The sequence below is a fragment of the Ruminiclostridium cellobioparum subsp. termitidis CT1112 genome (genome assembly GCF_000350485.1).
Lineage (GTDB): Bacteria > Bacillota > Clostridia > Acetivibrionales > DSM-1351 > Ruminiclostridium > Ruminiclostridium termitidis.
The window spans coordinates 122,633-135,591 of record NZ_AORV01000072.1 but is presented as its reverse complement, the minus strand read 5'-3'; the positions used below and the strand labels follow the sequence as shown (position 1 = coordinate 135,591).

Below are 12,959 nucleotides of genomic sequence, written 5' to 3'. Positions count from 1 at the left end.
GAATCTACTGTAGGAATGAACAACTTAATAGGAAGATTAAAAAACAGTCTCAATTATTACTGCATTTTGTTTGAGGGGATTTTTAACATACTTGGGACGGATATTTTGGGAATGGCCACAATTATACCTCTTTTTCTGGCGGATTTCGGGGCGGGAACCGGATTAATCGGTTCGCTTACCACAATAAATAGTATTATAGGCGCAATTATGCCGTTGATTGCCGGAAGTTTTATAGCTGCTACAGCAAGTAAGAGAAAAGTATCGCTTTTGTTTAACGGTGTTTCCCGTAGCCTCATATTGGTGATACCGGTTGTTCTGCTTATGGGACTCTCAAATTCCATGGTAATTGCAATATTCTTTGCAGTGATGCTTGTCTATTTCATTTGCCAACCGGTGGCCGGGATTTCATGGAACTATTTATTGGGAGACTGTGTAGATGCTCAAAAAAGAGGCAAATTGATGGGAACGCTATTTGCAATCTCGGGCTTTATTACCTTTGCTTCCAGCAATATTATAAGGCTCATACGTGGAAATGAGGGCATAAATCAGTCGCAAAAATATGCATTGATTTTTGCTTTGGCAGGTGTGTTTTTATCTGCGTCGGTACTTTGCTTTGTACCCCTTAAAGAGAAAAGTGTCGGTAAGGCTAAGAGAGAAGAATTAAGCACGAAAGCCTATATTTCAACACTGCTGATATGCTTTAAAAATAAGGATTTTGTACGTCTGCTTTTTGCAAATGGATTTTCCCAGGTATCTACGCTGATAAATGCATTTATCTATGTATATGCGCAGAACACTTTAAAGCTGAGTGTAGGTGAGATTTCCAACCTTTTAGTTATACAGACGGTTGGTATTATATTAGGAGGATTAATAACCGGCCGTGTTTCCTCCAGATTTGGAACAAAGAGATTGCTGATTTTGGTTGAGAGCATCGGGCTGTCTATTCCTCTCTTAGAACTGGCTTCCTCTCAGGTTTCATCATTTGCTGCTATAGCAATTGCCGTATTTTTGCTGGGATTTTCAAAGAGCGGATATATGGGATACCAGATTCACCTGTTGGAGTTGGTTCCCTCCGATAAATCCATATATCATCTTGTAAGCAAGAGTCTCGCACTGTTACCCATTTCTTTTGTCAGTGTGGGCGTAGGTTTATATATGGAGTATTTCCCGGTCAGGAATATATTTATAGCGCAAATTTGTATATGCCTGATTGCAGTATTTTGTACAACACGCCTGAAGTCAATTGTTTACAAAAACCAGGATTAATGTAAATGGATTTAAAAGAATAGAGTATATGGAGATATAGCGTGAACGAATTAAAATACTGTAGTAATTTGACCGCGTACCTCCACGATAATTTCATTACTATTTGTGCCAAAAGTTGGTGTGGAGGTTTTTATGATTGATGAAAAGCAAATTGAAAGTATTCTATATAAGCTTAAACGTTTTGAAGACACATTAAGCGAGTTATTATTTGAAAAAATTGACACCCTTGATATGGTACGCTATGAAACCACGGATTCTCTTTATAGCATACCTGATAATGTTGAGTACATACCCTGCAAAGAGGGGGACCTTTGGGGAGGTGAAGGCTGCTATGGCTGGTTTAAGGGGAAGTACACAGTTCCGGAGGAAATGGCGGGAGAACCACTTTTCGTATACCCCAAAATTGAAGGCTATGAGGCGTTATTATGGGTAAATGGAAAGCCTTTTGGAACCTTTGCTACAAAAATTGTTGTTACAACCCATGGCAATCATTACTGCGATATGATAAGCCTTGCGCCTGAGGCCGGAGAAGAAATTGATATAGCCATTGAGTGTTATGCAGGACACTATGTAAAGGGGACACAGCCCTTTGAGAATAATAAAAGATCTGATTTCAAGAACAGGTACACTTCTGTAGATATTTGTGTGAAAAATACAGAGATCTCTGATTTCTATTTTGATTTGAAGACCCTTAATCAGCTTGTAAAAGCTCTGGACAGGAACAACTACCGCAGGGCTAATGTAATAAATACATTTAAGAAGGTTCACAGGATTTTGTATTATTCCTATGAAAATGTCAGCCGGGAAAAGTTCCTGGAAGCCCTGCGGGAAGCAGCTCCCCTGCTCAAGAGGGAATTGGAAAAGAAAAATTCTGCTTCTGCTCCCTATGCCGGCTTGATTGGACACAGCCATATGGATACAGCCTGGCTTTGGCATATTGGAGAAACCATAAAAAAATGTGCCCGCACCTATTCAAATCAGATGAGCCTGATGGAGCAGTACCCTGAACATCGTTTTATGCAGAGCTCGGCATATCATAGCGAGATGATAAAAGAGCATTATCCTCAGTTGTTTGAAGAGATTAAAAAGAGAGTCAGGGAAGGCCGTTATGAGCCCAACGGCGGGGTCTGGGTTGAGTGTGACTGCAACATTACTTCGGGAGAGTCAATGATCCGTCAATTTCTCTGGGGACAGCGCTTTACCAGAGAAAACTTCGGATATACGGCCGATACCTATTGGCTGCCCGATACCTTTGGCTACAGCCCCACGATACCACAGATTATGAAAGGCTGCGATGTAAATTATTTTGTTACAACCAAGCTTTCCTGGAATGATTATACTGCGTTTCCTTATGACTCTTTCTATTGGAAGGGTCTTGACGGTACCAGGGTTCTGACACATTTTCCAAAGACACATGATTGGCCCTGCCCTGAAACTCTTCAATTTTTCCTGCACAGTGACAAAAAGCATGCCGATATTGTAAAGGAAAAGACCGTCTCAAATATGAAGCTCATTGGATATGGATTTGGTGACGGAGGAGGGGGACCTCAGTACGAGATGATTGAAATGGCACGCCGCATAGAGGACCTGGAAGGTGTGCCCAGAACAGAACATATTACCGTCAGCAATTTTATGAAAAAACTGGAGAATTCCATTGTGGATGCCCCTGTTTACAGCGGTGAGCTGTACCTGGAGCTGCATCGCGGTACGTTGACCAACCAGCATCAGATCAAGCGCAATAACCGTCTGGCTGAAATAGGGCTCCACAACCTGGAGTATGTAACTGTTTGCAATGCCATTAGCAAAATGGAAAAACCGGATGGCAGGGAAATTGCTCTGCTTATGAAAAGGCTCCTTGTTAACCAGTTCCATGATATTCTCCCCGGAACCGGGATACCTCGTGTACATCAGGAATGCATTAAAGAGGTTGGAAATATAATTTGTAAGGCAAACGAAATGATTACTGATGTTATTGGTGCTGCCGGTAATGACAGAATTACAGCAATAAATACCCTTTCCTTTGGCAGAAAAGATGTAATTTACTTTAATCTGGAAGAGGGCAGGATGCTGAAAGATGTGCAGACACAGCAAACTTTTACAGACATTGCCGGAAACCATTGTGTGGCGGCCGGAGGAGTGGAAATACCGGCATTTGGCGCTGTAACCTTTTCAACTGTCGGGGGAAGGCCTTTAAACGATATACAGGATGTGCCCTTTAAGCTTGAAGATGATTTTCTAACAACTCCTTTTGCAAAGGTACATTTTGATAGCAAGGGCTATATGGATTCCTTTGTTGACCTTCGAAATAACCGTGAATTGCGGGGAGACGGCTATGCTCTTAACACCTTCCTCATAGCAGAGGATGTTCCCTCCCGCTGGGACAGCTGGGACCTGGATGCCGACAGCCAGATGAAATTCCGGGATGAGGCAGAACTGCTGAGCCGTGAGGTTGTATCCTGCGGTGCGGTGGAGTTTCGTATAAGGAACATATACAGGCTGACAGAGCTGTCAACCTTGAAGCAGGATATGATTTTCTTTGCCCATAGTCCGGAGGTTAGATTTGAAACTGTTATGGATTGGAATGACAATCATAGATTCCTTAAAACTGCTTTTGATACTTCGGTTTTCAGCAATTTCAGCAGGGAGGAAGTACAATTTGGCTATATCACCCGTTCGTTACACAGAAATACTGATGATGATAAGGCAAAATTTGAAGTCAGCAATCACAAATATGCGGATATATCTGAAAGCCGTTATGGTGTGGCAGTTTTAAATGACAGTAAGTATGGCATTTCAGTCAAGGACTCAAATCTTCGCCTGTCATTGCACAAGGGTGGCTGCAATCCTGATTATAACGGGGATAAGGGAATTCATGAATGTACTTATTCACTCCTGCCCCATAACGAAGGCTTCAGTGCCGAAGCGGTAATCAAGCCTGCATATTGTCTCAACTATAAGCCTTTGTTTGGTAATACCGAAATATGTAATACGACTTTGGCTTCGCTGGATGCTGATAACATTATAATTGAGACCGTCAAACCCTGCGAAGATATTGAAAATGGCTATATTATGCGTATTTATGAGGCTGAGGGCACGTATACCAATACAAGGCTTTCCCTGGGTCATGAAGTAAGTGACATATGGGAGACCAACATGCTGGAGGAAGCAAAACAGAAAATTTCCGGCCATAGCTGTGTGGAATTATGTTTCAGGCCCTTTGAAATCAAAACCTTGCTGATACGTATTAAAAGTCATTCTAACTAATTAAAAGGGGGGACAGAATATGTCGGAATATATAATGAAATACGACAGGGCCGCAGAAAGATGGAATGACGCCACTCCTTTAGGTAACGGCAGACTAGGCGCCATGGTATACGGAAATACGGGAATTGAGAGAATCCAGTTGAATGAGGACAGCCTGTGGTATGGGAACTTTGTTGACAGAAACAATCTGGCCACAAAGGAAAAGCTCAAAGAAATACAGAAGAATGTTCTTGAAGGTAAACTTCAGGAAGCGGAAGATCTTATAGCACAGTACATGGTCGGAGCGCCGGTCAGCATGCGTCATTATGAACCCCTGGGAGAGCTTGACATCGCACTTAACCAGCATACTCCATTTATTAACGGATGGATTACCAACAGCGATGATGCAGAAGATTACGTTTCCGAGCTGAATCTGATGACGGGAATTCATACTGTCAGACATAAGCAGAATGGTGCTGCATACACAAGAGAAATGTTTGTAAGCTATCCGGCACAGGTGCTTTGTATCAGGATAACAACTGACAGGCCCGGCTCTGTTGACCTGGATGTTCAGATGGACCGCTGCAATATTATAGACGAAAAGATTCCGGACCACCGCCGCCCGGGCAAATTCCAACGTGGGGGCGGATGGGCGGGAATGCTGCTGGATGTAAACCACACCATCAACGAAAAAACCCTGATAATTAAAGGAAATGCTTCGGAAACCGGTTTTGCCAGTGCAGTGCGCATGGTGACTGACGGAAGAATTTTTGATCCGTACAGCCAGCTTATTACACGTAATGCCAGTGAGGTTTGCCTATATCTTGCCGGTGCAACAACAAACCGTGCAGATAATCCCGAAGCTGAGGTCATAAGACTGATCGATAACGCTGAGAAAAAAGGTTTTTCCGCATTGAAAGCTGAGCATCTGGCAGATTTTGAACCTCGGATGCGCCGCTGTACACTTGAACTTGGAAAGAATTCCGAACTGACGGTGGATAAGCGTTTGGATAAGGCGAGGGCCGGAATTCATGATCCAAATCTGGCGGCACTCTATTTCACATTTGGACGATACCTTATGCTTTCAGGCGGGCGCGAAAATTCAACAGCGCTGAATCTTCAGGGAATTTGGTGCAAGGATTTCATTCCGGCCTGGGATAGCAAATATACCATAAATATCAATACTCAGATGAATTATTGGCCGGCTGAAGTTACCAACCTTTCCAACTGCCATGAGTCCATGTTTGATCTCATTGAAAAAATGAGTGAAAGGGGGAGAGAAACTGCCAAAACCATGTATGGCTGCAGAGGTACAATGTGCCATCATAATACTGATTTTTATGGTGACTGTGCTCCGCAGGACTGCTATCTGGCGGCAACTTCCTGGACAACAGGAGGAGCATGGATGGCTCTTCATCTCTGGGAGCATTACAGATTTACACTGGATAAGGACTTTTTGAAAAAATGGTATCCTGTTTTGTGTGACCATGCGTTATTCTTCGTTGACTTTTTGATTGAAGATAATAAAGGACATCTGGTGACCTGCCCGTCGGTATCGCCTGAAAACAGATATATACTGCCTGATGGACATGATACACCTGTTTGCGCAGGGCCTGCCATGGATAACCAGATACTCAGGGCACTGTTTGGCGCATGCATTGAGGCAGCCGGTATTTTGGGGATTGATGATCCTAAGACCGGTGGATTCAAAAGGGTCATATCACGTCTCCCAAAAAACAGTATAGGCTCTCAGGGCCAGTTGCTTGAATGGCAGGAGGAAGTTCCTGAAATGACACCCGGAATGGGACATATTTCTCATTTGTGGGGCGCATATCCGGGCGATGAAATTAACTGGAAAGACAGCCCGGAATTACTGGAGGCTGTGAGGACTTCTCTCAAAATCCGGACAGATAACGGAGCAGGTAACGGGGGATGGCCTCTTGCCTGGTTTATCTGCCAGCATGCCCGTATTCTTGACAAGGAGATGACTGGTAAGGAAATCAATAAAATGGTATGCTCTGCCCATACAAGGAACTTTTTCAATGCCTTTGGTGATATTTTTCAAATTGACGGTAACTTTGGTGCTGTGGCAGGTATAGCCGAAGCCTTGATCCAGAGCCATACGGGCATTTTGCATTTGCTTCCGGCACTGCCTCCCGAATGGACGGAAGGCGCGGTAAACGGATTGTGCGCAAGAGGCGGTTTTACAGTAGATATGACCTGGAAGGATAACGCTTTAACAGCCGCAAAAATATATGCTTCTGTTGATGGTGAGGCAGAGCTTGCCGGAGAACAAATGAAGGTGTTTAATGGTGAAACAGCTGTTGAAACAAAGCTGACCAGCCATGGCTTCTGTTTTAAAACAAATGCAAATACAGTGTATATAATCCAAAGAGGCTAAGCTGCAAAGTTTAGCAGGAAAACTATTTAAAATTAATGAACTGGCACCTCTCCAGAGGTCATGTGTTTTTCTCGTAAAAGACAAATATCTACAGAAATTGACTTGAATTTTTATGGATGTTATAATTTTTTTGTCATATTATGATTAAAAAGGGGACTTTGAGATGAATTTTAGAGTACCTGCTATATTACTATTTACAGTATTTATTCTTCTTACTTCTTGTACATCTTCGCCGGATGTACCAAAAAGCAGTAAAATAGGCCCTGAGGTGCAGAAGGTACAAAATGAGACAGTTCTTAGTTGCTTTATTAATCATAGTTGGTACGCGGCCAATAGCTTTTCGGGAATAATACCCAGAGAGATAACCAGGAAAACAGGGGTTTCACTTGATGTCACTGTTGCTACAGATAATGGGCAACTTGGAGTTATGCTGGCTTCCGGTAATATGCCGGATTTAATCTACTCATCAAATATGCTGGACAGGCTGTCCAACAGTAAAGTCAGTTATTGTTATGATGATCTTATTTCCGAGTATGATGTTAAGTGGGAAATCCCACAGATTCTCAGGATGAACTCACTTTCCTTTTCTTCCGACGGCAAGCTTTACACCATTCTTAACCATTACTCAAGCACCGAAGAATGGAAGGAGGTTTCAGGAGTACCTATGGCGGGCTCGCTTATTGCACGTCAGGATATTCTCAATGAATTGGGCAATCCTCCTATTAATAATTTCAATGATTTGATGCATGTTTATGAACTGGTGAAGAAAAATTATCCCGATATGATTCCTCTGATATTTAATGGAGAACACAGGTTTAATGTTTTTAAAATATGGATTGGACTTGGAATTCTTCCATTTGCTGAGCAGAAGGATGGCAGCTATGTATACTCCTATCGTGATGACAAATATCTTAGATTAATGAAGCTGCTGAATGAAATGTACCTAAAGGGATATTTATTAGCCGATAATTTTGTTGCTGAAGAAACTATGGCAGCAATTCCTTATAAGACAGGCAAGGCATTTTCTTATTCATCCTGTACACAAAACTCTAATGTAGATGCACAGGCTGATTTATCCAAACTCGATCCAAACTATCTTTCTGTGGAACTAATGCCTATAGAAGGAGCGAATTATACCATATCTGACATCGGCTGGTCAGGGACATTTATTACCAAAAGTAATAAACATCCCAAAGAGTCTATTGAATTTATCAGATGGATGTTTACTGAAGAAGCTCAAAAACTTACTCAATGGGGACGTGAAGGAGTAGATTATGTTTTAGGACCGGGCAAAAGCCCTGTTTTTTCAAAGGATTTTGTCAATTCCATAAGGAGCAATACGAACAATGCCATATATAACCCGTGGTTTTACTTTGGAGGCTCCGCCATTGTTGAAGCTGTTGGACGCTATGCCGTACTTGATAAAGAAATTTACGAAGATACCTACACAAAGATTCGCCACAGCTACAAAAACTGTCCGTGGATGGCAGCGGCCATACCTTTGGCAGGAGAACCCGAAAAGGACATTTATAACAAAATCGCCAATATGGCCAACAGTTATGAAACAAAGCTGATTATTTCCCAGACATCCGATGAGTTTGAAAGAAACTACAGCAGATATATAAGTGATATGGACAAGATGGGGGCGCTGCAGGTTGAAGCGTATATGACACAGTCTATTGCACGTGTTAAATCGCTTTATACTAACAAGTGAGAGGCTGGTGTCAAAAATGAGGTCTATTAAGCAATTAATAAAAAACTGCAGGAAAAGTATAAAGAGAACTCAAATGACGCGCCGCTTTATAATATTTTATTTCGGCCTTATCTTTCTACCTATGATCATATTTATAAGCTGGTACAGTTTGGGAGTGGTCCGGGAACATCAGACAGAAAAGCGCTATGAGAAACACGCCATATTGGAAAACGCAGCGGTGTTTTTCAGCAGTTACCTGCAGCAATCGAGATTTGTTTATGAATCCCTGCAATCCAATACAGCTTTGTTGAATTTTCTCGAAAACAGCTATTATTCAATATCAGACGAAATACTGACCTATCAGACTCAGATTAAGCCCATATTTTCCAGTATGATTTCTACAAACTCTGTAATAGATGAAATTTTTGTTTACCGCTTTAATAAATCCACAGCAATAACACATTCAGAGATGATTTACTACTTTCTGGATATTAATGAGTTTCCATATGATTCAAAAATATTAAAGGAACTGGAGGTTTCAAATACCTGCAATTACCTTGCGCTTAATCCTCAGGTGGTCAGACGCAAGGATGAGAGCAGTTTCTCTCCAAGACTGATTTTTTATATGAATTTATATAGAAAGGACTATTCTGCGGTGGTCGGTATTTTGGAAGTCCAGCTCGATTTGAACAAAATTCTGCAGCTGCTTAACTACTCACCACAGGGAGACTCTTTATATTTAAAATATCAGGATGAATATTACCCTATACAGTGTGATAAACAAAAAAGCTGTCTGATTTATGAAACTCCGCCCTTGACAGCTCCTCCTCAGGGCAGTAACAATCAGTTGATTTCATCCTCGGTAAAAGGTGCTCCGATTGAGCTTGTAAATATGTACAATTCAAAAATGTCAAATCAAAAACAGGTTTTGGAGAACATTATTTTGTGTATTGTGGCCCTGTTTATTCCCATGATACTGTTTTGTGTAATTATTTACCGGTATACATCACGCCTTTTAAATTTCAGCCGCCATATCAGAAAGTCGGACAAAACAGGACTGATTCCTTATCAGGCAAGTAACCGTGCTGATGAAATTGACACTGTAATTTATGAGTATAACAAAATGATAGGGACCATAGGATCTTTGATAGAATCCACACGCAGGGCCGAACAGCTTAAAAATGATGCCAATTATTATGCGCTGGCATCACAGATTAATCCGCATTTCATGTTTAATACCCTTGAAAATATACGTATGCGAATAGAAATAGAAAAATATACCGAAGCCAGTGATATGTTGTTTATTCTTAGCCGGTTCCTGCGTTATAACATTTCCATGAGGAAGGAGAGCACATTACTGGACGAACTAAACCAGATACGCCACTATTTGCTGATTTATCAGTATCGCCAGAACAATGATGCACAATTTGACCTGCAGATTCCGGAGGATTCCATAAATATACGCTGCCCGTTTTGTATATTGCAGCCCATTGTGGAAAATTGCCTGAAGCACGGCTGGGAAAATGAGAATACCTTGAAAATAAACATATCTGTATACACCGAACATGATGTGGTATATGTTGATATCGGCGATAACGGGAGGGGTATGCAGCGGGGGCAGATTGAACAGCTTAACATGAAAATGAAATCGGCTGGTTCCAGCGAACTGTATCATAATAATGAAAGTTCAGCTGAGAATACAAAGGACGGAACAAATCGCAGCGCAAATGGCCGTACAAACGGGAGCATCGGATTAACAAATGTAAACAGCAGATTGAAATATTTTTATGGAGTGAAGTACGGTATTTCCTTTCGTGCAAATTCACCCAAGGGTGTGGTATGTACATTGTCTTTTGCAAAAGAAGGATTTCTGATAGGTTAGGAAAGGGGGAATTTTATCATGAATATTTTAGTCGTAGATGATGAACAAATTATCGTATTAGGTATTCTGAAGAGGCTTAAACAGATAAGCAATGTTTCTATCAACTGTGTTGGTGCCTATTCAGGTGAAGAAGCGCTGCAAATTATGGAGAATTTCACTCCGAACTTAATTATCACTGACTTAAAAATGCCCAATATCAGTGGATTTGATTTAATTGCACAGGTAAAGGGGAAACAAATCTGTGATAAGTTCATTGTACTGACAGCTCATGAGGAGTTTGAATTTGCACGGCAGGCAGTGAAATACCAGGTAGTTGATTATTTGCTCAAGCCGGTTGATTGGTCAATTCTTGAAAAATATGTCCGTGAAATGGACCTGGTACCGCTTGCTCTTGCAAAGGTTGAAGAAGTTTTGGGGAAATATGATGATTTATTTATTAAGCCAAATTATGAAAAGATGGTTCCGGCACTGAAAAAAATAATCCACTATATTGATGCAAAATTTAATTGTGATATTTCATTGACGCAACTTTCAATATACACCGGCATGAGTGAGAACTCTATCTGCAACCTGGTAAAAAAAGAACTTGGAATTACATTTCTTGATTATGTGTACCAGATGCGTTTAAAAAAAGCAATGAAGATATTAATTGAAGAACCCTCTAAAAAAGTTAAGGATATCGCCATACAAGTCGGTTATCATTCGGATAGGCAGTTTTTCAGATTGTTTAAAAATAAACTTAACATGACACCGGAGCATTTCAGAAAAATAAATTCTTTTAATTAGGGCTGCATACTGGAACTGGAGGAGATTAAAATGGATGTATTTGAAGTGATGAAAAACAGAAGAAGTATCAGGGAATATGATAATATTCCAATAGAAAAGGACAAGCTGGTACAAATCCTTGAAGCCATGTAAACTCTGTTTTTCGTCTGTATAACCCGAATGAGAGTAAATCCATATTTAAGTCAACCAATTAATTTTTTCTATAAAGTAAATCACGAATCTTCTAAAACAATTATTCCAAATGCTCATGAAAACAATTAAAATATCATTCCAATGGATAGAACCATGCCCGAAAATAATGCGGATATAAGCGGATCCATGGGGAATGAATATTATGCAAAATTAGATTACTGAACAATGTCAGCAGCAGGCGATATATTAAATTGAATGAAAAGGAGCAGTTGATTATGAATTTCCATTTCGACGGAAGTATTTCACGTGAGGTTCTTAATAATTATCTGGCCCGGGCGGTCACCCACTGTGGCATTGGGGAGGATAACAGTCTGGCCTCGTCTACCTTTGAGGATGACCTCCGCATGCTTAAGAACGAAGGTGCAAAGTTCATCGGAAGGGCCTCCTATGTATGGGACACAACTGATGATGCGCGGCATTTCAAGATAGCCCGGGAACGTGCGGCCCGTGCCCATGAGGTCGATCAGGATTTTGTGCTGCAGGCCTGCGTATTTGAATGTATTTATAAAAGCTTTGTATCCACAATAAAAATTCCCGGCTGGGTATTTGAAGCGTTTGGACTGGAACCGGTGGACCGCTGCTTTTCTTATGAAGACATGCTCTTTGAGGATGGACGCTATATCAACCAGTGGGGAAAAGCTGCATCGGTGGAGGATATAAACCGCCTGGAATCACGCCTTTGGATTTTCTACCGAGCCTGTTCCTACATTGATGCAGGGTTTGAAGGAATCCACTTTGGCCAGGTGCATTTAATAGGAGCAGAGGATGAGGGCTTCGGCCGCTGGAAGGAAGTTGTCGGCATGGTCCGTGATTACGCAAAAAAACATGCCCGCCGCCATTATGTGCTTTGCGATGCCCATACCCACGGTATAAGTGTGGACGGTGTCTGCCTGTTTGACTACAACGCTTTCCCCATCAGATTAAAAGAAGTCGTGGACTCTCCAATGGAATGCGTATGTGAGGAGGGTTATCTGGACAGCCTTTTTTCCCGGAGCGCACCCGGTGTTTCGCCCAGCGGCTGGTGGGCAGAAGCCATGCCCTTCATAGTTGAGTTTGATAACTTCGGTAATAATAAATTCCGTGGGATGCCAAATCACGAGAGTCATTTCGCCTGGGGATACGATGAGATAACATGGTTTGGACTGCTTCGGGACGAAGCCCGTGCCCGTTTTCTGCGCTATATTGATCAATGGGTAAACAGCCGTTATCCGGAAGGGTGGGTACAGATGCCTTCACGCCGTATCATGATGGAAAGGATAAAACACACCTACAATTCCCAAACCCTCACTGCAGATAGACTTGCAGAACTCGCTCCGAAGGAATATATCACCGCATATGCCAAATATGGCGATTCCTATGATATTTACCGCTGGTATTACAGTGCAAACCGTCCATCGGACGCATGTCCCTTTGGGTTTGGAGACGAGGATGTCATCCGTGAGCTGTTCGCCGGCAGGAAATAAAGCCAGCATCCGTTGAATTTCCAAGCCGGTTTA

The 12,959-nt window shown here is 41.8% G+C and carries 8 protein-coding genes; all 8 read left to right on the top strand.

Annotated features, from left to right (window positions below; genetic code table 11):
* Positions 1 to 15: 15 nt before the first annotated feature.
* A complete protein-coding gene (locus CTER_RS25965; RefSeq protein ID WP_004630958.1) occupies positions 16 to 1,266 on the top strand; it encodes an MFS transporter in 1,251 nt (416 codons plus the stop codon).
* Between the two features lie 132 nt (positions 1,267 to 1,398).
* A complete protein-coding gene (locus CTER_RS25960; RefSeq protein ID WP_004630987.1) occupies positions 1,399 to 4,530 on the top strand; it encodes an alpha-mannosidase in 3,132 nt (1,043 codons plus the stop codon).
* Between the two features lie 19 nt (positions 4,531 to 4,549).
* Entirely contained in the window at positions 4,550 to 6,910 is a 2,361-nt protein-coding gene (locus CTER_RS25955; protein ID WP_004630945.1) for a glycoside hydrolase family 95 protein, read from the top strand.
* 163 nt (positions 6,911 to 7,073) lie between these two features.
* On the top strand, positions 7,074 to 8,624 hold the full coding sequence (locus CTER_RS25950) for a type 2 periplasmic-binding domain-containing protein (protein ID WP_004630813.1): 1,551 nt from the start codon (positions 7,074 to 7,076) through the stop codon (positions 8,622 to 8,624).
* Between the two features lie 16 nt (positions 8,625 to 8,640).
* The gene (locus tag CTER_RS25945) at positions 8,641 to 10,485 is read left to right on the top strand and encodes a sensor histidine kinase (RefSeq protein WP_004630878.1); all 1,845 of its coding nucleotides are present in this window, start codon (positions 8,641 to 8,643) and stop codon (positions 10,483 to 10,485) included.
* Between the two features lie 18 nt (positions 10,486 to 10,503).
* Positions 10,504 to 11,271, top strand: a complete 768-nt coding sequence (locus tag CTER_RS25940; protein WP_004630952.1) for a response regulator — start codon at positions 10,504 to 10,506, stop codon at positions 11,269 to 11,271.
* 30 nt (positions 11,272 to 11,301) lie between these two features.
* Positions 11,302 to 11,403 carry a nitroreductase family protein gene (locus CTER_RS28080; protein WP_004630925.1) on the top strand — a complete coding sequence of 34 codons (102 nt, stop codon included), beginning with the start codon at positions 11,302 to 11,304 and terminating at the stop codon, positions 11,401 to 11,403.
* Positions 11,404 to 11,678: 275 nt separating this feature from the next.
* Positions 11,679 to 12,926 carry a hypothetical protein gene (locus tag CTER_RS25935; protein WP_004630927.1) on the top strand — a complete coding sequence of 416 codons (1,248 nt, stop codon included), beginning with the start codon at positions 11,679 to 11,681 and terminating at the stop codon, positions 12,924 to 12,926.
* Positions 12,927 to 12,959 lie beyond the last annotated feature (33 nt).